We start from the raw sequence: 23448 nt of genomic DNA, 5'->3' as shown, positions 1-23448 counted from the left end.
CCGAGGAACGTGACGGGGTCGGGCACATCCATCTCCCAGATTTCCAACCAGATACCGACCAGAGAACCCGAGGATTGCGTCAGATGAGCACCGCAACCGCCGCGATCAAGGCGAAGCAGCGACCGGGCGACCGGGTCTTCTCGGGTTCCGCCGTCTTCGCGGGTTCGATGATCCTCGTGACCCTCGCCGCCGTCGCGCTCTTCCTCATCGTGCAGAGCCTCCCCGCCCTCGTCGCAACGACCGAGGAGGCCTCGATCCTCCCGACGAACTTCTGGGCCTACGTCGGCCCCCTCATCTTCGGCACGATCTGGGCCGCAGCTCTCGCGCTCCTCATGGCGGTGCCGGTGTCGATCGGCATCGCCCTCTTCATCTCGCATTACGCGCCGCGCCGCCTGGCCTCGATGCTCGGCTACATCGTCGACCTCCTCGCGGCAGTGCCGTCCGTGGTCTTCGGCCTCTGGGGCATCGGCGTGCTCGCACCGGCGGTGCAACCGGCCTACACGTGGCTCGTCGACAACCTCGGCTGGTTTCCGCTCTTCGCCGGTCCGGTCTCGGGCACCGGCCGCACGATCCTCACCGCCGCGATCGTGCTCGCCGTCATGGTGCTGCCGATCATGACGGCCATCTCACGTGAGGTGTTCCTGCAGACGCCGGTGCTCCATGAGGAGGCGGCCCTCGCGCTCGGCGCCACGAGGTGGGAGATGATCCGCACCGCGGTGCTGCCCTTCGGTCGTTCGGGCATCATCTCCGCTGCCGTGCTCGGGCTCGGCCGGGCGCTCGGCGAGACGATGGCCGTGGCGATGGTGCTCTCGGCCACCGGCGCCGTGACGCTCGAGCTCCTCACCTCGGTGAACCCGTCGACCATCGCCGCGAACATCGCACTGAGCTTCCCCGAGGCCTACGGCATGAACGTCAACGTGCTCATCGCCACGGGCCTCATCCTCTTCATCGTCACCTTCGCGGTCAACGCGTTCGCTCGCTGGATCGTCAGCCGTCGCAAGGAATTCTCGGGAGCCAACTGATGACCACGACGACCAGGGCCGACCCGAACACCGGCTCGCCGATCGCCAACTCGCTGACGGCGGGCCGCCTCCCGACCTCCGCTCCGTGGACCATCCTCGGTGCCGCGATCGCGATAGCCGCCGCGGTCTTCGGCGTCGTCGCCATCGGCTCGGGAGAGGGCTTCAACTGGGGCGGCGCGCTCCTTGTCGGTGCGCTGCTCTACATCCCCTCGATCTGGCTCTTCTCCACGCTCGTCGAGGGCGAGCGTCGCGCGATGGACCGGCTCGTCACCGCCCTCGTGTCGGGGGCCTTCCTGCTCGCGATGATCCCCCTGATCTCGCTCACGATCACGGTCGTGACCTTCGGCCTCTCGCGCTTCGACCCCGAGTTCTTCTCCTTCTCCATGCGCAATGTCACCGGCGAGGGCGGTGGTGCGCTGCACGCGATCATCGGCACCCTCCTCATGACCGGGGCCGCGGCGATCATCTCGATCCCCATCGGCCTCATGACCTCGATCTACCTCGTCGAATACGGCCGCGGCCGGCTCGCGCAGGGCATCACGTTCCTCGTCGACGTCATGACCGGCATCCCGTCGATCGTCGCCGGTCTCTTCGCCTACGCGCTCTTCGCGATCTTCCTCGGCCCCGGCGTGCGCCTCGGCATCGCGGGTGCTGTGGCCCTCGCTGTGCTCATGATCCCGGTCGTGGTGCGCTCGAGCGAGGAGATGCTTCGGCTCGTGCCGAACGAGCTGCGCGAGGCGGCGTTCGCCCTCGGCGTGCCGAAGTGGCTCACGATCGTGAAGGTCGTGCTTCCCACCTCGATCGCGGGCATCACCACGGGCATCATGCTCTCGATCGCCCGGGTCATCGGCGAGACCGCGCCGCTGCTCATCGCCGCCGGATTCACCGCGAGCATGAACTACAGCCTCTTCGAGGGCCGTATGCAGTCGCTGCCCGTCTTCGTGTACACGCAATACGCGAACCAGGGCAATCCGCCCGAGGCGTACATCGACCGCGCGTGGGCCGCCGCCCTCACCCTCATCCTCATCGTGATGGCGCTGAACCTCATCGCCCGACTCGTCGCCCGCTTCTTCGCCCCGAAGTTCGGCCGCTGACCCGCCAGTTAGGAAATCCGTGTCCAAGCGCATCGAAGTCCGTGATCTCAACGTCTACTACAGCAAGTTCCGTGCTGTCGAGGGCGTGACCCTCGAGATCGAACCCCGCAGCGTCACCGCGTTCATCGGCCCGTCGGGCTGCGGCAAGTCGACGTTCCTTCGCACGCTCAACCGCATGCACGAGGTCATCCCGGGCGCGCGCGTCGAGGGCGAGGTGCTCATCGACGGCAACAACCTCTACGACCCCGACGTCGACCCCGTGCTCGTGCGCCGCCAGGTGGGCATGGTGTTCCAGCGGCCGAACCCGTTCCCGACGATGTCGATCAGGGACAACGTGCTCGCGGGCGTGAAGCTCAACAACAAGCGCATCTCGAAGGCCGAAGCCGACGACCTCGTCGAGCGCTCGCTGGGCGGTGCGAACCTCTGGAACGAGGTGAAGGACCGCCTCGACCGGCCAGGCTCGGGCCTTTCCGGCGGCCAGCAGCAGCGCCTCTGCATCGCCCGCGCGATCGCCGTCTCCCCCGAGGTCATCCTCATGGACGAGCCGTGCTCGGCGCTCGACCCGATCTCGACGCTCGCGATCGAAGACCTCATCGAAGAGCTGAAGCTGCAGTACACGATCGTGATCGTGACGCACAACATGCAGCAGGCGTCGCGAGTCTCCGACCGCACCGCCTTCTTCAACATCGCGGGCACGGGCCAGCCCGGCAAGCTCATCGAGTACGACGACACCACGACGATCTTCTCGAACCCGTCGGTGAAGGCAACCGAAGACTACGTCTCGGGCCGCTTCGGTTGAGCTGCCGCGCCCGCGCCGTCAGTCGCGCGGGCTCAGCAGGTAGTCGTTGAGCGCTCGGGTCTCGTCGGCGTCGTACGCCACCGGCGAGCCGTCGATGTGGGTGATGCCGGCGGCGAGCCGCACGCTCGAGACGAGCCACGCGGCATCCGCCGTGCCGAGCTCGGGCACCCGGATGTCGCGATAGTCCGTGCGCGCGCCGGTTGCCTCGAGGTGCTCGAAGAGGCTCTGCTGCGTCGTGCCGTGCAGGATCGCGCCCGACGGCGCCGGCGTCGAGTACACGTCGCCGTGGCGCAGGATCACGCTCGACGTGGGGCCTTCCATGACGTACCCGTCGGGCGTGACGAAGATCGCGTCGTCGGCGCCGCGCCGCTTCGCCTCACGCAGTGCCGCCATATTCACGGCGTAGCTCAGCGTCTTCGCCCCGAGCAGGAGCCACGGCGCGCGCTCGGCGGTGTCACGGTCGTAGCCGCGGTCGAGTGTGACGACACGGATGCCTCGCGCTCGCACCGCGCTGAAGTCGGCTGCGGGTGCGACGTGCAACCACGCCGTCGGCGCGGGGCCGTGCTCGACCCCACGGCTCAGCACGAGCTTCAGCGCGAACTCGCCCTCGGCGGGCAGTGACGCGACGGCTCGGGCGATCGCCGCCTGCCACTGCTCGAGGTTCGGTTCGGGCAGCTCGCAGATGCGCGCGGAGTTGCGGAGGCGCTCGAGGTGGGCGCGGGCCTCCTGCGCGTGGCCGTCGATCACGGCGATGGTCTCGAAGATGCCGTCGCCGCGCTGCGTCGACAACTCGCCGACGCGCAGCGCGGGTGCCGAGGCATCCACCTCGCGGAAGGTCGCGTCGAGGTCGTGGCGGGTCTCGCCTGCGGGCACGGGTTCGATGAGGAGGGTCACGGTCGAGGCCATGCTCCGATGCTACGCGGATGCCGCGAGCCGGACGGGCGCGGGGGCATCCGTGACCGATCGAGAAGATTGAGGCCGGGCCGCAGAACGCCTCTCGGCGCGAGGCCGCTCGTAGCGGCGAATATTGGAGCCCGGGGTTACTGCGGCCCGGCCTCGTCCAGTCTAAACGAGGAGACCGCGGCGTTCATTCCTGTTCGCCCAGCGCGATTGCATTCACGCCCGGGCGATTCAGTCGAGGGAATCGCGTCGCCAGAGTCGAGCGCACGAGGCGAGCTCGTCGGCGAGTTGCGTGAGCCGCAGGGCTCGTCGTGTGAGCTCGCCCGGACGGGCCGCGTTCACAGCCGAGGCGGCATCCGCGTCGTCGGCGAGGCTCGTGAGCCCTGACGACGACACCCGCGCGAACGCCGCAGCCCGGTCGAGCGCCACGGCGAAGTCGCCCGTGAAGAGTCCGTGCAGGATGCGGTCGGCGAGCTCGCGCACCTCGTCGGGGCCGGCGGGCACCGGTGCGCCTGCGACGACCTGGTCGATCGTGTGCGAGACCTCGGTGCCGCGCTGGAAGGCGAGGCTCGAGCCGAGCGGATCCTGCCGGATGAGCGCTCGCAGAAGGTAGACCCGCCACAGCGCGCCCGGCAGGCTCTTGGCCGAGGCCTGCGACCACAACTCGGCGATGGAGTCGATGCCGTGCTCGTCGGTGTAGTGCACGAGGCGCTCGACCACGTCGGGATCGGGGTCGGCCCGCACCCGCGAGAGGATCGCCGAGGCGGTGTCGTGCGCGACACGGCTCAAGCGCGCGGGGTCTTCGCCGCCGAGGAATCCCTCGAACATCCCGGGCGGGAATCGTGTGGGGCGATGGAAGTCTGAAGCCATTGCCGCACACAATACCCGCCCGAGCCGAGAGCCGACCGGGGGTATTGTGGATTCGCGGGCCTCTAGCTCAGTTGGCAGAGCAGCGGACTTTTAATCCGCGGGTCGTGGGTTCGAGCCCCACGGGGCCCACTCCCGTCACCGCTTGCAGGAGAAGGGCTTCGACACCCTCGACGCGAACATCGCGCTCGGCCTGCCCGCTGACGACCGCGACTACGCGGCAGCCGCTGCGATCCTCGACGATCTGGGCTTGCAGTCCGTGCGCCTCCTCACGAACAATCCCGAGAAGATCGCGCAACTCAGCGCAGCCGGCATCGACGTGATCGAGCGAGTCCCACTCGTCACCGGCGAGGCCGCATCCAACCTCACGTATCTCCGCGCCAAGCGCGACCGGATGGGCCACCTCTTCGCTGCCGACATCTGACCGGCCCTGCCCGGAGCGAGCAGGCAGTCAGCGCGCACTGACAGCCGGCGGACGCGGGCGGGTGAACCTGCGTCAGGGTGCCGGCGGCTCGTACAGCAACCCGGTGGCCTCGATTGCGCCACTGGCTCGCAGGCGATCGCGCGCCTCGTGCTCGACGAGCACCGGAATGAAATCCCGGATGGGGTTGCCGTCGAGCCGCTGGTGCTCCTCGGTCACGATCGCCTCCACGTTCGCACGCGGGACTCCGGGGAAATGGGCGGAGAGACGATCGACCACGACGGCGACCGCACTGTTCTCGTCAGACCTGTCCATGCACAAAGTGTCCGCCTCCGAGCGCCGGGATTCAAGAGGCATGATCGCTCGACCGGTGACACGCCGGGTTGCATGCATGTGCTCCTCGCACCTGTCAAGGGCTGTCGCATGCAGGAAGGGACGCGTTAGATCGGATGCACGGAGTTGGGCAGCTCCGATTGGTGGACCGGCCCCGGCAGCGCGACATGATCGACAAGCGCATCCAAGGAGTCTGCAGGGCCGGTCCACCGCTTGGACATGGCCGGCACGTTCGATGGGGAAATGGTGCACGATGCTCACGCAACACGAAGCTCAGGTCGGCGGCTCCCACGTGGAGCTGACTCCTCTGAGCGAGACGGTCTGGCGGGTCTGCGACGACCGTTGCGATGACGGCGACACGCGCAAGCTCATCGGCTATCTGCAGCTCATCGACGATGAGGTCGAGATGATGTGGATGCGCCCGCGTCCCGGCGTCTGCTACCGGTACCGCAGCATCGAGGAGGCCGTGCGCGCCGTCGCGCTACGGCACGCGCTCGTGGCATCCGACCACCGTTGACGACCAGCCCCGGAACGCCCGCCGGTCACTCGATCGACAGGTTCGGCCGAGTGCGCACGCCGAATTCGTGCCGTAAGGCGCTGAGCGCTGCATACCAGCCCGCGAGGCCGTGCACGCCGGGACCCGGCGGCGTCGATGCCGACGCGAGGTAGACGCCCCGCGCGGGAGTGCGCCACGGCTCGGTCGAGACGACCGGGCGGCGCACGAGCTGGCCGAACGACGCTGCGCCGGCGGCGATGTCGCCGAGGACGTAGTTGGGATTGTGGTGCTGCATCTCGATCGCGGTGATGCTCGAGGAGGCGAGCACGACGTCGCGGAACCCCGGCGCGAAGCGCTCGACCTGGCGCGTGACGGCCTCGGTCTGGTCGATCGTGGATCCGGCGGGCACGTGCGTGTATGCCCACAGCACCTGCCGTCCGTCGGGCGCGCGCGACTCGTCGACGATCGACGGCTGCGAGGCGAGCACGTACGGCGAGTCGGCGTGCCGGCCCCGGTGCACCTCGCGCTCGGCACTCGCGATCTCGGCGCGAGTGCCGCCGAGGTGCACGGTTCCGGCATCATGGAGCGCCGGATGCCGCCACGGCACCGGTGCCGAGAGCGCGAAGTCGACCTTGGCTGCGGCGTCGCCGTATGCGAACCGGCCGAGCGCGCGGAGGTAGTGCGCAGGCAGGCGCCGTCGGGCGATGCGCGAGAGCGCACTCGGGGTCACGTCGAGGAGCACGGCGCGAGCCGGCGGCAGCTCCTCGAGGTCGGTCACCTCGGCATCCGTCACGAGCTCGCCGCCGTGGGCCAGGAGGTCGGCGACCATCGCGTCGATGATCGCCTGGCTGCCGCCCACCGGAATGGGCCAGCCGCGAGCGTGCGCGAACGCCGTGAGCGAGAGCGCCGCTCCCGCCGTGGAGAGGCTCGGCATGGGCCTGATGGCGTGCGCGGCGACGCCCGTGAGCATCGCGGGTGCCACCTCGTCGGTGAAGCGGGCGTTCCACAACGGCGACCCCTGCTCGAGCGCGGCGAGCCCGAAGCGCGCGGCGGTGAGCGGGTGGTCGGGCACGCGCAGCAGGTGCGAGCCGGTGAACGACGCAACCTCGTCGGCGTGCTCGACGAGGGGGCGCAAGAGCGAGCCGTACGCCGCTCCGTCGCGCCCGAGCCCCGCGATGGTGCGGTCGAGGTCGCGGTAGGCGATGCCCGCGCGCCCGCCGTCGAGCGGATGCCCGAACGACGCGGGCGGCAGGCGAAGCTCGATGCGGCGTTCGAGCTGGAACTCCCGGAAGAACCGGGATGCGAGCGCCATCGCATGCACGGCCGAGCACACGTCGTGCTGAAAGGCGGGCAGGGTGAGCTCGGCGGTGCGCGCCCCGCCGCCGGGGGTCGCGTTGCGCTCGAGCACCTGCACCGCGAGGCCCGCCCGGGCGAGCGTGACGGCGGCTGCGAGCCCGTTCGGCCCGGCCCCGACGACGATCGCGTCGAACGAGGTCATGTCGCCGTCATCGCCGCCGGGCGACGCCGGAGGTTCGTGGGCATCATGGGTTCATTCTGCTCCGGCGGTGCCGCCGCGACGACGACGGCGCGCGTCATCCGAGCGCCCGGCTCTCCCCGCGGTACTCCCGACCCTCGGCGAGGAACGCGAGCCGGCGAAGGGTCTCGGCGTTCCGCCACAGCAGCAACGGCTCCGTGAGGAACCACGGCACCCAGCGCGCGGGCCCGGCGGCAGGCTCCTCCTGCAGCCGCACGACGCATCCGCCGCCCCGCCGCTTCACGTCGATCGTCACCGTCGCCTCGCCGATCGGCCAGCCCCTGGCCTGGAGGACGGCACGGCGCGGCGGCGACCAGTCGAGGCTGACCGTCAGGTCGTCGATCACCGCGGGCCACACGCCGACGGAGTGGTGCAGCCGGCTCTCGGGCCGGGGCCACGTCAGCTCGACATCACGCATGCGGGATGCGCCGACCACCCACGACGGGTAGAGCCAGCCGTCGGCGAGCACATCGAACACCGCTTCGGGCCGGCACGCGAACTCACGCACGTTTCGCGACATCCGGTCTCCTTCACCTCGGCCGCATCGATGACACGTCGACAGGACGCGTCGATGGACTCGACGATACGAAGTCGTGGCGCCCCCGCGCGCGGGGTTGACACGACGTCAGCGGCGCGGGGTCGTGCCCCTACGATGCCGCTCTCGAACGGGCGACCCCGGCACCGCCCGACGGGCGTTCGAGCTACTCGGTCTGGCCGGCGAGCTCGAACCCGCCCGTCACAGCGGCCCCTCCCCAGTTGTCCCTCGAGCGCACCACCTCGTGCGTTCGGGATCACGCTAGACCTCGCATCGGCTGCGCACTAGGGGCGCAGTGATTTTGGCAAGGTGGCCGCCTCAGCCGACGAGCGCGCGGAACCCCGACATGAGCGCGACCCGCTCCGCCGAGGTGCGCGCGAGCGGCGTGACCGTGAGGCTCGTGACGCCGGCTTCGGCGAATGCCGCGACGCGCTCGGCGACGTGGGATGCCGGGCCGATGAGCGAGACCGCGCGCACGAGCTCGTCGGGCACTGCTGCGATCGCCTCGTCTTTGCGACCGTCGAGGTAGAGGTCTTGGATGCGAGCCGCCTCGGCCTCGAAGCCGAAGCTCGCGATGAGGTCGTTGTAGAAGTTCTTGCCCCGTGCGCCCATGCCGCCGACGTAGAGCGCGAGCTGCGGCTTCACGAGCGGCAGCACCGCCTCGGGATGGTCGGTGATGGCCAGTGCAGGGCTCGCGACGATGTCGAGCGGGCCGAGCTCGGCCGAACGGCGGGCGCGGCCCGCGGCGAGCGCGTCGCCCCACACCCCGGCCGCGCGCTCGGGGTGGAAGAACATCGGCAACCAGCCGTCGGCGATCTCGGCGGTCTGCTCGACCGATTTCGGGCCGAGCGAGGCGACCGTGATCGGGATGCGCTCCCGCACGGGATGGTTGATGAGCTTCAGCGGCTTGCCGAGTCCGGTTCCCTCGCCTGCGGGGAGCGGGATGTGATACCGCGACCCCTCGTACACCACGGGCTCTCGACGCCACACCATGCGGCAGATCTCGATGATCTCGCGCGTGCGGCCGAGCGGCGCGTCGTACCGGACGCCGTGGAAGCCCTCGATCACCTGCGGCCCCGACGCGCCGATGCCGAGCTCGAACCGCCCGTTCGACACGTAGTCGAGACCGGCTGCCGTCATCGCCGTCAAGGTCGGCGTGCGCGTGTAGATCTGGAAGATGCCCGACGCGAGCGTGATCGTCGAGGTGCGCGCCGCGAGGAATCCGAGCTGGCTCACCGCGTCGAACGAATACGCCTCGGGCACGGCGATCAGGTCGAGGCCGGCCCGCTCGAGCTCGGCCACCTCGTCGGCGACCTCGCGGAAACCACCCGCGTAGTTCAGGAACATGCCGACGCGCATCCACGGCTCCTCACGTTGGTTGGCCCGGGCGGGTGCCGACGGACACGTCAGACCCTAATCCAGGCAGCGCCCTGCGCCCCCGCGTTTGTGCCCTCTCCACTACACGCGGATGACGACGACGGGTTCCGTCGTGGGATGCGGACGACGGCACCTCGCCGCGAGCGCGCCTTCAGCAGTCTCGAAGACGGATGCCGCAGGCTGGTGTTCCGCGCTCAGCGCGCGGCGCGACGAACGGAGACGTGATGGGCTGGAGCGTGGTGCTCGACGTGGTGCTCGTGCTGGTGTTCATCGGCGCGCTCGTGAACGGATACCGCTCCGGCATCCTCGGCACCGCCGCCGGCCTCGTCGGCCTCATCGCGGGCGGCATCGCCGCGTACTTCGTCATGCCGTGGATCACCGGCATCGTCCCGGTGCCCGAGTGGCGGGCGCCCGCGGCGATCATCGCGGCGCTCGTGCTGCTCTCGCTCGGGTCGTGGCTCGGCGCCGTGGTGGGCAGCGCCCTGCGGCACGGCGCCCGAGCGGTGAAGCTCGGAGTCCTCGACCGCGTGCTCGGCGCGATCGGCAACCTGCTCGTCACGGCCTTCGTCGTGGCGCTCGTCGGCTCGGGCGTCTCGGCGATGGGCGTTCCCGTGCTCTCGCCCGCGGTCGCGAGCTCGCGAGTCCTCCAGGTGCTCGACGACGTGACGCCTGCCCCTGCGCGCACGCTCCTCGCCGAGCTCCGCACGGCCGCGCTCGGCGGCGCCATCCCGTGGCTCGTCGACGTGCTCGAGGCGCCCCAGGAGAGCCCCGAGTTGCCGACCGGCGTCATCGACGACGCGGAACTCGCCCGCGCGGCGGCATCCGTCGTTCGCATCACGGGCCCGGCATTCGAGTGCGGCAGCAGCCTCTCGGGCAGCGGATTCGTCGTCGCCGAGAACCGGATCGTCACGAACGCGCATGTCGTGGCCGGCGTCACCGAGCCGATCGTCGAAGCGCCCGGGCAACCGGCGGTCGAGGGGCGCGTCGTGGCATTCGACCCCGAGAACGACCTCGCGCTCATCGCGGTGGAAGGCCTCGCCACCCCGCCGCTCGCGATCGCCCAACCCGCGGCCGGCGCTGACGTCGCCGTCGCGGGCTATCCCTTCGGCGGGCCGTTCGAGCTGCGACCCGCGCGCGTGATGTCGAGCGGGCCGGTCACCATCAATGAGAGCGGCAGCACCTCGACCCGCGACATCATGACCCTCGCCGCCGACGTCGACCACGGCAACTCGGGCGGTCCGGTGCTCACGGTCGACGGCGCGGTCGGCGGCGTCGTGTTCGCGAAGGCGGACTCGGTCGACAACGTCGGCTTCGCGATTCCGGTCGCGACGCTCGCGCCGCTCGCGGCCGAGGCGCCCTCGCTCAGCTCGCCGGTCGCATCGGGGTCGTGCGTGCCCGGGTAGCGCACGACGCGCGCAGCACGACGACGCGCCGCGCGGCATCCGGCCCCGCTATTCGGCGCTGAAGCCCTCGAAGCGGATGCCCCAGCTCAACTGCCACTCTTCGCCCGGGTCGAGCCAACGCAGCCCACGGCCCGAGTTGAACGCCTCGGCGGGCGCCGTCATCGGCTCGACGGCGATCGCGATGTCGCCCTCTTCGCCCGGGAACTGCCGGGTCGTGAACACCTGCACGTAGTCGAACTCGTCGTCGGCCCAGATCGAGACGCTGCGGCCGTCGGGCGCGGTGAGCGTGTGCAGCACCTGGCCGTCTTCGCTCGCGAGCTCGCCGAACGCGTCGTCGAGCGAGAGCTCGCCGACCGGGCGGCCCTCGCGGAAGTCCCAATCGGTGCCATCGACCGGCACCTCGCCGGTGGGCAGCAGTCGCTCGTCGACCTCGATGTGGCTCGCGGCGTCGAGCCGCAGCGTGAGGTCGCGCGTCGGCACGTCGCCGATCTTCACGTAGGGGTGGGTGCCGATTGCGACGGGCGCGGGCTCGGCGCCGAGGTTCTCGACGAAGTGCGTGACCCGCAGGCCGTCGGCCACGAGCTCGTAGTGCACGGCCGTTCCGAGGAGGAACGGGTACCCGAGCTGCGGATAGATCGTCGCGGAGAGGGTCACCGAGTCGCGTTCGCGGGCGATCGGCTTGTACTCGGTGTACCGCAGCAGGCCGTGGATGGCGTTGTTGCGCGCCGGCTCGGTGATCGCGAGCTGGTGCTCCTCGCCCTCGTGACTCCAGCGGCCGTCGCGGATGCGGTTCGGCCACGGCACGAGCACGATGCCGGCGCCCATCGGCGGGGACTGGTCTTCGGCGAACTCGGGCACGAGGTCGATGCCGTTGATGCTGAGCGAGCGGATGCCGGCGGCGACGGCGGTGATGGTCGCGCGCACCTCCCCGCTCGAGGTCGAGGTCTCGAGGGCGAACTGCTCGCCCGTGGGAAGGGTCATGGATCCACTCTAGGGTCTCGGGCGAGCACCGAGAGCCCGGCATCCTCGAGCTCGGCGACGAGTGCCACGGGGGCCCAGGCATCCGTCACGAGCGCGTCGAAGGCATCGATCGGCGCGACTCGGCCGAGATGCACCTCGCCGAGCTTCGAGCCGTCGGCCACGACGATCGAGCGGGCGGCGGAGCGCAGCATGAGTGCCTTGACCGCAGCTTCGGGCAGGTTCGCATTCGTCACGCCGTGCACGGGGTCGACGCCGTTGCATCCGATGAACGCGAGGTCGACGTGCACCTCGTCGAGCATGGAGCTCGCGAGCGGATGCACGAGCGAGTGCTGCTTCGGGCGCAGCGTGCCGCCCGTGACCACGACGGTGAACCGCGGGATCTCGTCTTCGAGCTCGAGGGCGATCGAGAGGCCGTTCGTGAACACGGTGAGATCTTCGAGGTCGGTGCGAGCGCGCAGCGCCCTGGCGATCTGCAGCGTCGTCGTGCCGACGTCGAGGATGATGCTCTGCCCGCTGCGCACGAGCGAGGCGGCGTACTCGCCGATCTGCCGCTTCGGCTCGACGGATGCCGCGAGCGCCTCTTCGAAGCTCGGCTCGCGTTCGGGGCGCTCCGCCTCGAGCTGCGACGACACGGGCACCGCGCCGCCGTGCACGCGCCGGATGCCGCCTTGCCGTTCCAGTGCATCGAGGTCGGCCCTCGCGGTGACGGGGGTCACGCCGAAGGCGTCGCTGAGCTCGGCGACACGCACGAATCCGCGCTCCGCGACGAGGGCGAGGGCGAGCTCGCGCCGGCGCGGCGCGTCGAGCGCGACCCGCACATCGGCACGAACGCGGGCCTCGCCGACCCTGATTCGAGCGACGTCGACGTATTCGTCTCCAGCCATACCGGCATTCTGCGGCCTCACTGGTCGCTTTGCAATACGAAACCCAGTTGTTTGCGAAACGAAAGGCGCGTATCATCGCCGCGTGGCCGACCCGAACGAGACCGCCGACGCGGCATCCGTCCCCATCACCGACCCTCGCATCGAGGTGCGTCGCAGCACCCTCGCCGACGGTCGTGAGCTCATCTACTTCGACGACGCCGACACGACGCTGCCGCCAGAACGCGGCATCGACGAGCGAGCGCTCGACCCTCGACCGGCCACCGCGCACATGCGGCAGGATCCGCTCACCGGCGAGTGGGTCTCGATCGCCGCCGCCCGGCAGAACCGGGTGTTCCTGCCTCCTGCCGACCTCGACCCGCTCGCGCCGCAGCGCGAGGGCAACCCGTCGGAGATCCCGAGCACGTACGACGTGGCCGTGTTCGAGAACCGTTCGCCGTCGTTCGGGCCCGAGCTCGCAGCCGACGGCACGGATGCCGCGAGCGCCGCCGCCCTCGCCGAGCTCCGCAGCGTCGGGCTCGAACGCACTCGCACGTCGATCGGCCGGTGCGAGGTCGTGTGCTTCAGCCCAGAGCACGAAGGCTCCTTCGGCACCCTCACGGTGTCGCGCGCACGCACGGTGATCGAGGCGTGGGCGCACCGCACAGCCGCGCTGTCGGCGCTGCCCGGCGTGGAGCAGGTCTTCCCGTTCGAGAACCGCGGGAAGGAGATCGGCGTGACGCTCGGGCACCCCCACGGCCAGATCTACGCCTACCCCTACGTGACGCCGCGCACCCAGCGGCTCCTCGACTCGGTCGAGGCCTACGGGCCGACGCTGTTCGCCGACCTTCTCGAGCGGGAACGCAACGGGCCGCGAGTGCTCATCACGGGCGAGCACTGGACGGCGTTCGTGCCGTTCGCTGCGCGCTGGCCGGTCGAAGTGCACCTGCTCCCCCACCGCCACGTGCCCGACTTCGCGGCGACGAGCCTCGCCGAGCGCGACGAGCTCGCCGAGCTCTACCTGCGGCTGTTGCGCGGCGTCGACGCGCTCTACGACACGCCGACGCCGTACATCGCGGCGTGGCACCAGGCGCCCGTGCACGAGCGACGCGACGAGGTGCGGCTCATGCTGCAGCTCACCAGCCCTCGCCGCGCCGCCGACAAGTTGAAGTACCTCGCCGGCTCTGAGGCCGCGATGGGCGCATGGATCGGGGATGTCACCCCCGAGTCGCAAGCTGAGGCGCTGCGCGCCGCAATCGGAAGGGTCCAGGTATGAGCGAGGTCGCCGAGGCGATGCACGGGTTCGCCGAGTGGTTCGGACGGCCTCCCATCGGCACCTGGTCGGCGCCCGGCCGCGTCAACCTGATCGGCGAGCACACCGACTACAACGACGGGTTCGTCTTCCCGTTCGCGATCGACCGGCGAACGGCCGTGGCCCTCGGCGATCGTGACGACCGCGTCATCCGCGTCGCCTCGAGCCTCGCCGCCGAGCCCGTCGAGGTCCACCTCGACGAGCTCGCGCCCGATGCCGTGAGCGGCTGGTCGGCGTATCCGCTCGGCGTCGCCTGGGCCCTCGGCGAGCTCGGCGCCGATCTCGAGCACGTGCGCGGCGTCGATCTCTACCTGAGCTCCAACGTGCCGGTGGGTGCAGGGCTCTCCTCGTCGGCCGCGATCGAGTGCGCCGTCGCGCTCGCGCTCGACGAGCACTGGGGCCTCGGCTTCGACCGGCCCACGCTCGCGAAGGTCGGCCAGCTCGCCGAGAACCGTGTGGTGGGCGCGCCGACGGGCATCATGGACCAGTCGGCGTCGCTCCTCGGCGAGGCCGACGCCGCCGTCTTCCTCGACTGCCGGAGCCTCGACGCCGACGTGATCCCCCTCGGGTTCGAGACCGACGGGCTCTCCCTCGTGGTCATCGACGTGCGCGTCGAGCACGCGCACGCCTCCGGCGGGTACGCGGCGCGGCGCGCCTCGTGCGAAGCCGGAGCGCGCGCGCTCGGGGCCGAGTCGCTGCGCGACGTCCATCCCGACGATCTCGCTCGCGCCGAGGAGCTGCTCGACGACGAGACGTTCCGCCGTGTTCGCCACGTCGTCACCGAGAACCAGCGGGTGCTCGACACCGTGCGCACGCTTCGTGAAGACGGCCCTGGCGCGATCGGGCCGTTGCTCGACGCCTCGCACGTCTCAATGCGCGACGACTTCGAGATCTCGGTGCCCGAGCTCGATCTCGCGGTCGAGACCGCGCAGGCTCACGGCGCGATCGGCGCGCGGATGACGGGCGGCGGCTTCGGCGGCTCAGCGATCGCGCTCGTGATCGACGGGCTCGTGCCGGTCGTGACGCATGAGGTGCTCGCCGCGTTCGCCGAGCGCGGCTATCGCGAGCCCGCGGTGTTCACCGTGCGCCCGAGCCAGGGTGCGCGGCGCGACGCGTGACCGCGTGCACCGGCGAGCGGGCCTGACGCATCAGGACGCCGACACCCACTCCTCGGCGAGGATTCCGTCCGTGTAGCCGTCAACGCGGAGCGACGTCACGCGGAGGCCTCCCGCGCCGGCTCCACGGGACTCGGCGCGCCGCCCGTGATCCGCACGAGCTCGTCGAAGGTCGTGGGGAACACCGTCTTCGCGTGGCCGGCGGCTGCCCACACGACGGGATACTCCGCGAGCTGCACATCGACGATCGTGCGCACCGGTGCAGGGTGGCCGAGCGGTGCGACGCCGCCGATCACCTGCCCGGTGGCCTCCTTCACGGTTTCCTTCGACGCGCGCCGGATGACGCCGCCGAGCTCCGCGCCGAGCCACTCGGTGTCGACGCGGTGCGATCCCGAGGTGAGCACGAGAATCGGCTCTTCGTCGATCGTGAACACGAGCGAGTTCGCGATCTGGCCGACCTCGACACCGAGTGCCTCGGCCGCGAGCTGCGCCGTCGTCACGGCGTCGTCGAACCAGAAGATCTCGGAGCTGAGGCCGTGGCCGGCGAGAGCCTCGGCGACGCGGTCGACGGCGGGGTGGGAGGACTGGGCCATGCACCGATCCTACGATCGGGCGGAGATCGTCGGCGCGACGGAATCACCCAGCTAGAAGGCGATCCCGCCACCCGACACGTAGATGGGATCCTCACCGAGCCTGATCGAGACGCGCCCGTTGACGGGGTCGAGCCGCGAACTGCGACCGAACTGGTCGACGACCGTCACCGTCCCTGTGGCAGCGGCGGACACGGTGGTCGACGCCGTCGCCCACATCACGCGAAGGGCGCCGCCCGTGGCATCCGTGAACACGAGTGAATAGGCACCCTGCGGCACGGAGTCGCGACGATCGAAGACGCGATTCTGGAGCTGGCGCGTGAGCACCGCCATCGTCGTGAACGCAGGCTTCGGAGCGAGCACGCCGTCTTGCGAGGAGGGATTGCGCACGAGCCCGAAGTTCGCCTCGGGATTCTGCGGGTCGTTCCAGTCGTCGGCCAAGTCGTACACCATGTAGACGTCGATGCCCGCGGCGAGCGCGAGGGTTGCGTCGCGAACGAGGTACCGCGCCTGCTGCAGCTCGCTCACCCCGCCCGCGGCCTCCCCGGTCGTGAAGTACCCGGTCTCCCCGAGCCACAGCGGCGTATCCGCCGCAGCGGGATACTCGGCCATGAGATCGGTGATCTTGCGGATGACCGCTTCGTTGTGCCCCTCGGGTACTGCCGGTGCTCCGTAGTTGTGCACGCTGACGACGTCGACGAGGTCGAGACCCCCGAGGGCGAAGAACTCGGCGAGCCAGTCGTACGCCTCGTTGCTCGTCAACCACATTGCGGAATTGCCGCCGAGTGCCGGTCCGACGACTCGCGCAGCGGGCGCCGCCTCGTGCACTGCCTTCGACGCCGGCTCGAGGAGTTCCACGTAACACGCGGGGGTCCGGCCGCAGAGGCTGTTGCTGTAGGCGATATTGAACTCGTTGTAGATCTGGTAGTCCACTCGGCCGCCGTAGCGCTCGGCGGCCGCTCGCACGAAGTCCGCGTAGCCGGCGATCCCCTTCGTGCTCGAGGGCGTTCGCCCGTCGTCGTAGGGGCCGTAGTACGCGATCACGAGCGTCGGCCGCACGCCCCGTGCCAGGAGTCGCGCGACCTCGTCATCGGTCGCGGCATCCCAGGTGTACTGGCCCGGCGACAGTTCGATGTCCTCCCAGCGCAGGTCGACCCGGGCGGCGCCGAATCCGAGCCCTGTGGTAGCAGCGTCCTCTCGGATACCCGCCTGCAGCGCCGGATGCAGCGTCGTTCCGAATCTGCGCGCGCTCGCGCCGAGCGCCTCGTCGAGTCGGTCGATGATCGTGAGACTCGTCGAGCGAGCGGCATCCGCTCCCGACAGGTCGAGGCGGTAGTACCCTGGCCCGAGCGAGCTGAAGTCGAGTGTCGCGGCGCCCGTCGAGGTATCGGCCGTGCCGGTCTTGAGCAGCACATTGCCGGCGTCGCGCAGCTCCCACGCGATCTTCGGCGTTGGAGACGAGATCGGGATCCGCGCATCGCCGGGCGCGAAGAAGAGGTCTGGGACGCCGATCCCGATGGGGTTCTCGAACGCCTCGAATCCGCCGTTGGCGAGCACCGAGGTGGTTTGACCGCGTGCCGTGATCGTGAAGTCGTCGAACCAGAACGTGGCCAGATCCTGTGCCTGCAGCGCGATCGGCAGCACCGTCTCCGAGGCCCCCGTCGTGTAGCTCCACGTGAGCTTCCGCCACCCGTAGCTGCCGGCGGGCAGATACTTCCGATCCTGGGGGCGGCCCGCGTAGAAGATCGAGCCGGCATTGAGGCGCGCCCCTGCCGCGCGCACCCAGACGGCGAAGTCATAGCGCGTATTGGGCTTCACCGTGACACCCTGCGAGATCGCGCCGTAGACCCCGGCCTTGAGCGGCGAGGCATTCGTCACGCGCAGCGACACGGCTCCGCTGCGACGGACCGCGGTGTCGGCGACGAAGCCGACGTCGGCGCCACCTTCCGTCCACGAGCCCCATGAGTCGAAGGTCGATGACGGGCGCGCGGACGCGGGTTCGCTCGCGACGAGCGCGATCACGCCACCACCCGCGAGGAGCACGATGATGGCGGTGACGGCCAGGACGATGCGCCGGCGAGCGCTGAAACGACGAAACGAGAGCGGCATGTAGGGGTGCCTCCAAGAGCGAGCGTAGTCGCGTCGTTCCCTGAGCGCCCACCCCAAAACGGGTCGCCGATCAGACAACTGCGATCCCCCACCGCGACCAGAATACCGCGAAGCTCGGGTGCCGCAGAACTCGACCGCGTCGATCCGCCCCAATGCACTATCGTGCGAGCGTGACCCAGCAGCCTTCCCTCGCCCGCCGCCTCGGACTCCACGACGCCGTCGTGATCGGCCTTGCTGCGATGATCGGCGCCGGTGTCTTCGCCGCCTTCGCCCCCGCCGCGCACGCCGCCGGCGAAGGGCTGCTCATCGGCCTCGCGATCGCCGCCTTCGTGGCGTTCGCGAACGCGAGTTCGTCGGCGCAGCTCGCGGCACGCTACCCCGAGTCGGGCGGCGCCTATCGCTACGGTCGCGAACGGCTCGGCGAGTGGCCCGGCTTCCTCGCGGGGTGGAGCTTCGTCATCGGCAAGACGGCGAGCTGCGCAGCCATGGCGATCACGTTCGCCGCGTACCTCGCCCCTCCCGGCTGGGAGCGGCCGCTCGCGGCAGCCGCCGTGATCGTGCTCGCGGCCGTCAACCTTCGCGGCATCACCCGTACGGCGCGAGTCGCCACCTTCATCGTGATCGGCGTGCTCACGGTGCTCGTGGTCGTCGTCGCCGCCGGATCGGCGTCCGTGTTCCAGGGCGGCGCGCCGTTCGGCGCGGGTGATCTGCTCGCCGAGGGGTGGCTCGGCATCCTGCAGTCCGCGGGGCTGCTGTTCTTCGCGTTCGCGGGCTACGCGCGCATCGCGACGCTCGGCGAGGAGGTGCGCGAACCGGCTCGCACGATCCCCCGCGCGATCGCGATCTCGCTCGGGATCACGGTCGTCGTGTACGCCGCGATCGGCACGGTCGCACTCGCCTCGCTCGGCGCCGACGGGCTCGCGGCATCCGGCGCCCCGCTCGTCGACGTCGTCGAGGCCAACGGCTGGAACTGGGCCGAGCCGCTCGTGCGCCTCGGCGCTGCGGCGGCGGCCCTCGGCGCGCTGCTCGCGCTCATCGCGGGCGTCGGTCGCACGAGTCTCGCGATGGCGCGCGACGGCGAGCTGCCACGACCGCTCGCGGCGGTGCATCCGCAGTTCCGGGTCCCCTACATCGCCGAGATCGTCGTGGCCGCCGTCGTCGTCGTCCTCGTGCTCGCGGTCGACCTGCGCGGTGCGATCGGCTTCTCGTCGTTCGGCGTGCTGCTCTACTACTTCATCGCCAACGCCGCGGCGATCACCCAGCCGCGCGCCGACCGCCGGGTGCCGCGCGCACTCTCGGCGGCGGGGGCGATCGGATGCCTCGTGCTCGTCGTCACCCTGCCGCTCGTGTCGATCGTCGCGGGCGTGGCCGTGCTCGCCGTCGGCGTGGCGTATCGGCTCGTCTCGCGGGCCGTCCGCTCGCGACGCGGGGCCGGACCGAGCGGCACCGTAGGCTGACGGGATGAGCACCGACCCGTCTGCCCGCATCCTCACCCTCGCGGGCATCCAGGCCCCTGTCGTCGACGAGACCGCGTTCGTCGCGGCGGGCGCGGTCATCGTGGGCGATGTGCGCCTCGCCGCCGGGTCGAGCGTCTGGTACAACGCCGTGCTCCGCGCCGAAGCCGAGCGGATCACCCTCGGCGAGGAGTCGAACCTTCAAGACGCCGTCGTCTGCCACGTCGACGCGGGATACCCGCTCACCATCGGCCGTCGCGTCTCGGTGGGGCACGGCGCGGTGCTGCACGGCTGCACGGTCGAAGACGACTGCCTCATCGGCATGAGCGCGACGGTGCTGAACGGGGCCGTGATCGGCGCCGGCTCGCTCGTCGCGGCCGGCGCCGTGGTGCTCGAGGGAACGGTCGTGCCGCCCGGCTCGCTCGTGGCCGGCGTTCCCGCGAAGGTGCGGCGCGAGCTGAGCGACGACGAGCGGGCGGGTATTCGCCGGAACGCCGCCTCGTACCTGCACCACGTCGACGAGCACACCGCTCCCGTCGACTGACGGCGCTCGAGCCGCCGGCAGCCGGGTTGCCCGGTCGCAGGTGCCGTCGACCGGGCTCAGCTCAGGCCGATTCGGTGAGCAGCCGGCGGATTTTGCGAACCCGTCGCAGGACCCAGCGCGAGGGAATGGCAACGGCCATCGCGACGAAGCCGGAGAGCGAGCGGTCGTGACCGCCCAGCATCCGCTTGCGCTCGAAGGCCCTGCGGAGTGCCCCGCCCTGCAGGTTGTGCCGGCGCGCACGGAGCGGAAGCTGCCCGTCGTCTCGCGCGGCGACGAGCTCGTCGAGCCGGTCGGTCCAGTCGTCGTGCTCACGGCCGTGGAAGTAGTTGTCGGCGAGCCAGTCGGGGTCGGGATGCCGTCCGGCACCCGCGATGACGGCGTCGGCGCCGGCGAACAGGCCGCTTCCCTCGAAGACCGTGTTGATGAGCTTCGGCTCAACGCCGAACTCGTCGACGAGGAGTGCCGGCACGCCCGACGCCACCGCCTCGAGGACCGCCGTCGAGCTCACGGTGACGAGCACGGCGGCCCGCTCGAGGTGCTCGTGCATCGGACCGTCGAGCACCAGGAGGTTCGGCGGGAGGGTGCCGCCGAGCTCATCGCGCACGGCCGGGTCGGTGAGGAGCTCGGCGAAGTCGAAGGTCTCGGCATGCGTCTGCGCCTCGCCCGCCCGGGCCCGCACCTTCACGACGACGCGGCGCGCCGGGCGACGTCGCGCCGCGGCCGCAAGCCAGCCGAGGAGCTGCACGCGCTCCTCGCGGGTCGCGGGCACCTTCGCCTGGGCCGCGAAGACGAGGTCGGTGCGTTCCTGTGCGCTCGTGCCGCTCGAGTAGACGGTGCCGCTCGAGTCCGCAGTAACGCTCAAGTCGCTCCCGCCGCCGGCTGCCGCCATCACCGACGTGCGTGTCCGGAGGAACGGCAGGGTCGCGAGCCCCAAGGCGACCGGCACCTCGAGCATCGTGGCATTGCCCGTGAATTCGCGAACCTCGCGCCGGCTGTGCAGCACGATGAGGTCGACCTGCTCGCGGTACACGATCGCCTTCGGCTCGGCCGGGATGGTGAGGCCGGGGAATCCGCTCAGGAGCACCGGCCGATCGGGGCCGGCTGCCACGAGGGGCACGACGACGCGCACGAGCGGCCCCCGGAGCGAGAGCAGCACGGCGTCGGGTCGCTGCGCTGCGATGAGTCCGGGCAGTTCGTCGAGCTCGACCGTGCGCACGGAATCCGGCGAGAACATCGTGCCGGCGAGCGCGACACGGAGCTGTCTGGCGCTCGGAAGAACCGGCGTGGCGAGCACGACGAACTCGACCGACCACGAGTCGGCTGGCAGCTGCGAGGCGAGGGAGGCGCCCCACTTGACGTAGGAGTCGGAGTCCGCGACGACGAGGAGCGAGCGCCTCACAGCGCCGGCACCCGGCGGAGCTTCGCGCGCGGAGCCTCCTCGCCCGGGAAGACGCGCTTCACGCCGTCGCCCATGGCCTCGCCGATCACGCGGATGTCGCGCACGAGGTGCTCGAATCCCACCGGCTCGAGCGACGCCGCCTGGTCGGAGCCCCACATCGCCCGATCGAGGGTGATGTGCCGCTCCACCGCGACGGCGCCGAGCGTGACCGCTGCGAGCGAGATCTGCAGGCCGCGCTCGTGCCCCGAGTAGCCGATCGGAACGCCGGGGTAGCGCGAGCGCAGCGTCTCGATCGTGCGGAGGTTCGCCTCCTCGGGCGGCATCGGATAGCTCGAGGTCGCGTGCATGATGACGAGCTGGTCGGTGCCGAGCGTCTCGACGGCGCGGTCGATCTCGTCGAGCGTCGACATCCCGGTCGAGAGGATGACGGGCTTGCCCGTCTCGGCGATCGCGTCGAGCAGTGCGAGATCGGTGACCGAAGCCGAGGCCACCTTGTGCGCCACGACGTCGAGGTCCTCGAGGAACTCGACCGACGGGACATCCCACGGCGAGGCGAACCAGTCGATGCCGCTCCGCATCGCGTACGAGGCGATCTCGAGGTACTCGGACTGGCCGAACTCGACGCGGCGCCGGTAGTCGAGGTAGCTCATCGTGCCCCACGGCGTCTCGCGCTGCACGTCGCGCATGTGCTCGGGCGTCGCGATCTCGGGGGTGCGCTTCTGGAACTTCACGGCTTGCGCCCCCGACTCGACGGCCACGTCGATGAGCCGGCGCGCGATGTCGACATCGCCGTTGTGATTCAGGCCGATCTCGCCGATCACGTAGACGGGCAGGCCGGGGCCGATCGCGGATCGGCCGATGCGTACGGTCATGTCGTTCTCCCTCATTTCGAATCGTGCGGGCGCGCGGGATCGAGCGCCGTCCGGGCGACGTGGGAGTCACGCGCCTCGAGGATCAGGTCGGCGAGCTCGCGCACGGCGCCGTGCCCGCCGGGCTGCGCGAGTACATGGCGGGCCGCCGCGAGCGCCTCAGGCGCAGCATCCGGAACCGCGATCGGCCATCCGACGAGATCGAGGGCGGGCAGGTCGCCGCGGTCGTTGCCGAGATAGGCGATGCGATCGAGACGGATGCTCCGGTCTTCAGCCCATGCGCGAAGCACCGCACCCTTGTCCGAAACGCCCTGAGCGCACTCGACGCCGAGCTTCTCGGCTCGGCGCCCGACGACCGGGTTCTCCTCGGCGGAGATGATGAGCACGGGGATGCCGGCCGCACGAAGTCGGGCGATGCCGTGCCCATCGCTGCGGCTGACCCGCACCGTCTCGCGCCCGAGCTGGTCGACCATGACCGTGTCGTCGGTGTGCACGCCGTCGAAGTCGGTGATGAGCGCGTCGACCTCGATACGCGGTCGTCGCGACTCGACCGCTGAGCCCCGTCGGGATGCCGCGATACCCCGGTCGACGTACGACGCGAGCGCCCGCGCACGGTCGAGGTCGGCGATGCCGTCGATCTCGATGGCGTGGTCGGGATGCACGGGCTGGATGCCGACGCGCCCGAAGAAGCGGTGCCCGGCGGCGCGGAAGCCGTCGGTGCGGAAGACGTAGAACGCGCCCGTCTCGACGTACTCGGGCTGCCGGTCCTGGCGACGGGGGCGGTGGGAGGCATCGTGGTTCACGCCCACGGCGCCCTCCCCTTCCTCGTCGTTGCGCCAGAGGAAGATGTGCGACGGCGCCGCCGCGAGCACGACGTCGTGCTCGCCCGACGCCACGCGTTCGATCGCGGCGTCGAGATCGGCGGGGTCGATGAAGGGCGACGTCGCCTGGATGAAGACCGTGATCGCGCTCGGCTCGTTGTGCCGGTCGGAGCGGGGCCGTGCGCTCTCCGACAGTTGTTCGAGGGCATGCATCAGGGCCGACTCGCTCGACGCCGCGCTGCCGGCGAGCTCAGCGGGCCGCGCGATGACCTCCGCGCCCGCGCTGCGGGCGGCGGTGGCGATCTCGTCGTCGTCGGTCGTCACGACGACCCGGGCGATGCGCGTCGCGGCGAGCGCGGCATGCACGGCTCGCTCGATGAGCGGCACACCGCCGACGCGAGCCACGTTCTTGCCCGGCAGGCCCTGCGACCCGCCACGGGCGGGAATGATCGCGGTCGCGAGGGCGGTTGCGGCATCCGACGGTCTCATGCCGCCGACCGCTCCGACGGCAGCGATCGGCGCTGGTGGGGCGGCGACGTCGATCTGGGACATGGCGCGAAGCTACGCGCGCCAGACGGCCGCGCGGTGCACGACTGGTGAACGCCGGGCGACC

22 protein-coding genes, 1 tRNA gene and 1 pseudogene are annotated in these 23448 nt (G+C 70.7%); 11 read left to right on the top strand and 13 right to left on the bottom strand.

Features of this window, described 5'->3' with window-relative positions; translation table 11 throughout:
• The first annotated feature begins 83 nt into the window (after positions 1 to 83).
• The 3 genes from pstC to pstB are packed head-to-tail and all read left to right on the top strand — an operon-like array spanning position 84 to position 2915.
• The gene (gene pstC, locus ESP51_RS14675; RefSeq protein ID WP_129521636.1) at positions 84 to 1022 is read left to right on the top strand and encodes a phosphate ABC transporter permease subunit PstC; all 939 of its coding nucleotides are present in this window, start codon (positions 84 to 86) and stop codon (positions 1020 to 1022) included.
• A complete protein-coding gene (pstA, locus tag ESP51_RS14670) occupies positions 1022 to 2116 on the top strand; it encodes a phosphate ABC transporter permease PstA (RefSeq protein WP_129521635.1) in 1095 nt (364 codons plus the stop codon). The genes pstC and pstA overlap by 1 nt, the downstream gene beginning before the upstream one ends.
• Before the next feature lie 19 nt (positions 2117 to 2135).
• Positions 2136 to 2915 carry a phosphate ABC transporter ATP-binding protein PstB gene (pstB, locus tag ESP51_RS14665; RefSeq protein WP_129521634.1) on the top strand — a complete coding sequence of 260 codons (780 nt, stop codon included), beginning with the start codon at positions 2136 to 2138 and terminating at the stop codon, positions 2913 to 2915.
• A gap of 18 nt (positions 2916 to 2933) precedes the next feature.
• Here pstB and ESP51_RS14660 read toward each other — a convergent pair whose 3' ends face one another.
• Both ESP51_RS14660 and ESP51_RS14655 read right to left on the bottom strand, forming a co-directional pair.
• Positions 2934 to 3821 carry an aminodeoxychorismate lyase gene (locus ESP51_RS14660; RefSeq protein ID WP_129521633.1) on the bottom strand — a complete coding sequence of 296 codons (888 nt, stop codon included), beginning with the start codon at positions 3819 to 3821 and terminating at the stop codon, positions 2934 to 2936.
• Between the two features lie 225 nt (positions 3822 to 4046).
• Positions 4047 to 4685: a DNA-directed RNA polymerase subunit beta gene (locus ESP51_RS14655; protein WP_129521632.1), complete on the bottom strand. Its 639-nt coding sequence runs from the start codon at positions 4683 to 4685 to the stop codon at positions 4047 to 4049.
• A gap of 56 nt (positions 4686 to 4741) precedes the next feature.
• Here ESP51_RS14655 and ESP51_RS14650 point away from each other — a divergent pair.
• Positions 4742 to 4814: transfer RNA gene (locus ESP51_RS14650), tRNA-Lys, on the top strand.
• 7 nt (positions 4815 to 4821) lie between these two features.
• A pseudogene (locus ESP51_RS14645) lies at positions 4822 to 5106 on the top strand (GTP cyclohydrolase II); the annotation flags it as partial.
• Between the two features lie 72 nt (positions 5107 to 5178).
• On the opposite strand, the gene ESP51_RS14640 reads toward ESP51_RS14645, so the two are convergent.
• Complete coding sequence (locus ESP51_RS14640; RefSeq protein WP_129521630.1) at positions 5179 to 5418, bottom strand: three-helix bundle dimerization domain-containing protein; 240 nt, start codon at positions 5416 to 5418, stop codon at positions 5179 to 5181.
• Positions 5419 to 5689: 271 nt separating this feature from the next.
• Here ESP51_RS14640 and ESP51_RS14635 point away from each other — a divergent pair, with 271 nt between their 5' ends.
• On the top strand, positions 5690 to 5953 hold the full coding sequence (locus ESP51_RS14635; RefSeq protein ID WP_129521629.1) for a hypothetical protein: 264 nt from the start codon (positions 5690 to 5692) through the stop codon (positions 5951 to 5953).
• A 25-nt stretch (positions 5954 to 5978) separates the two neighbouring features.
• Here ESP51_RS14635 and ESP51_RS14630 read toward each other — a convergent pair whose 3' ends face one another.
• The 3 genes from ESP51_RS14630 to ESP51_RS14620 form a co-directional block, all read right to left on the bottom strand.
• The gene (locus tag ESP51_RS14630) at positions 5979 to 7430 is read right to left on the bottom strand and encodes a phytoene desaturase family protein (protein ID WP_129521628.1); all 1452 of its coding nucleotides are present in this window, start codon (positions 7428 to 7430) and stop codon (positions 5979 to 5981) included.
• A 94-nt stretch (positions 7431 to 7524) separates the two neighbouring features.
• Positions 7525 to 7986, bottom strand: a complete 462-nt coding sequence (locus ESP51_RS14625) for an SRPBCC family protein (RefSeq protein ID WP_129521627.1) — start codon at positions 7984 to 7986, stop codon at positions 7525 to 7527.
• Positions 7987 to 8319: 333 nt separating this feature from the next.
• The gene (locus ESP51_RS14620; RefSeq protein ID WP_129521626.1) at positions 8320 to 9360 is read right to left on the bottom strand and encodes an LLM class F420-dependent oxidoreductase; all 1041 of its coding nucleotides are present in this window, start codon (positions 9358 to 9360) and stop codon (positions 8320 to 8322) included.
• Between the two features lie 242 nt (positions 9361 to 9602).
• On the opposite strand from ESP51_RS14620, the gene ESP51_RS14615 reads away from it, so the two are divergent.
• Positions 9603 to 10781 (top strand): MarP family serine protease, encoded by a 1179-nt coding sequence (locus tag ESP51_RS14615; protein ID WP_164990536.1) that lies wholly within the window; start codon positions 9603 to 9605, stop codon positions 10779 to 10781.
• Between the two features lie 48 nt (positions 10782 to 10829).
• On the opposite strand, the gene ESP51_RS14610 is transcribed toward ESP51_RS14615, so the two are convergent.
• Both ESP51_RS14610 and ESP51_RS14605 read right to left on the bottom strand, forming a co-directional pair.
• Positions 10830 to 11762 (bottom strand): aldose 1-epimerase family protein, encoded by a 933-nt coding sequence (locus tag ESP51_RS14610; protein WP_129521624.1) that lies wholly within the window; start codon positions 11760 to 11762, stop codon positions 10830 to 10832.
• Positions 11759 to 12646, bottom strand: a complete 888-nt coding sequence (locus ESP51_RS14605) for a DeoR/GlpR family DNA-binding transcription regulator (protein ID WP_206737323.1) — start codon at positions 12644 to 12646, stop codon at positions 11759 to 11761. Before ESP51_RS14605 ends, ESP51_RS14610 begins: the two co-directional genes overlap by 4 nt.
• 124 nt (positions 12647 to 12770) lie before the next feature.
• Here ESP51_RS14605 and galT point away from each other — a divergent pair, with 124 nt between their 5' ends.
• Both galT and galK read left to right on the top strand, forming a co-directional pair.
• Positions 12771 to 13898: a galactose-1-phosphate uridylyltransferase gene (gene galT, locus ESP51_RS14600; protein WP_129521646.1), complete on the top strand. Its 1128-nt coding sequence runs from the start codon at positions 12771 to 12773 to the stop codon at positions 13896 to 13898.
• Positions 13895 to 15052: a galactokinase gene (gene galK / locus ESP51_RS14595; RefSeq protein WP_129521623.1), complete on the top strand. Its 1158-nt coding sequence runs from the start codon at positions 13895 to 13897 to the stop codon at positions 15050 to 15052. The genes galT and galK overlap by 4 nt, the downstream gene beginning before the upstream one ends.
• Positions 15053 to 15147: 95 nt before the next feature.
• On the opposite strand, the gene ESP51_RS14590 is transcribed toward galK, so the two are convergent.
• Both ESP51_RS14590 and ESP51_RS14585 read right to left on the bottom strand, forming a co-directional pair.
• Positions 15148 to 15642, bottom strand: coding sequence for a YbaK/EbsC family protein (locus ESP51_RS14590; RefSeq protein WP_129521622.1), 495 nt, complete (start codon positions 15640 to 15642; stop codon positions 15148 to 15150).
• A gap of 51 nt (positions 15643 to 15693) precedes the next feature.
• Positions 15694 to 17748 (bottom strand): hypothetical protein, encoded by a 2055-nt coding sequence (locus ESP51_RS14585; protein WP_129521621.1) that lies wholly within the window; start codon positions 17746 to 17748, stop codon positions 15694 to 15696.
• Between the two features lie 152 nt (positions 17749 to 17900).
• Between ESP51_RS14585 and ESP51_RS14580 the strand changes: the two genes are divergently transcribed.
• Positions 17901 to 19205: an APC family permease gene (locus ESP51_RS14580; protein WP_206737322.1), complete on the top strand. Its 1305-nt coding sequence runs from the start codon at positions 17901 to 17903 to the stop codon at positions 19203 to 19205.
• 4 nt (positions 19206 to 19209) lie between these two features.
• A complete protein-coding gene (locus tag ESP51_RS14575) occupies positions 19210 to 19746 on the top strand; it encodes a gamma carbonic anhydrase family protein (protein ID WP_129521619.1) in 537 nt (178 codons plus the stop codon).
• Between the two features lie 61 nt (positions 19747 to 19807).
• Here ESP51_RS14575 and ESP51_RS14570 read toward each other — a convergent pair whose 3' ends face one another.
• Genes ESP51_RS14570 through ESP51_RS14560 form a run of 3 tightly spaced genes read right to left on the bottom strand, consistent with a single transcriptional unit; the run spans position 19808 to position 23387 of the window.
• Positions 19808 to 21145, bottom strand: a complete 1338-nt coding sequence (locus tag ESP51_RS14570; RefSeq protein ID WP_129521618.1) for a DUF6716 putative glycosyltransferase — start codon at positions 21143 to 21145, stop codon at positions 19808 to 19810.
• The gene (locus tag ESP51_RS14565) at positions 21142 to 22017 is read right to left on the bottom strand and encodes an N-acetylneuraminate synthase family protein (protein ID WP_129521617.1); all 876 of its coding nucleotides are present in this window, start codon (positions 22015 to 22017) and stop codon (positions 21142 to 21144) included. Before ESP51_RS14565 ends, ESP51_RS14570 begins: the two co-directional genes overlap by 4 nt.
• Before the next feature lie 11 nt (positions 22018 to 22028).
• Entirely contained in the window at positions 22029 to 23387 is a 1359-nt protein-coding gene (locus ESP51_RS14560; protein WP_129521616.1) for an acylneuraminate cytidylyltransferase, read from the bottom strand.
• Between the last annotated feature and the right edge of the window lie 61 nt (positions 23388 to 23448).

Origin of the sequence: Agromyces albus (assembly GCF_004134825.1) — a bacterium.
GTDB lineage: Bacteria > Actinomycetota > Actinomycetes > Actinomycetales > Microbacteriaceae > Agromyces > Agromyces albus.
The sequence above is the reverse complement of the archived record's forward strand: the minus strand, read 5'-3'. Positions and strand labels throughout refer to the sequence as shown.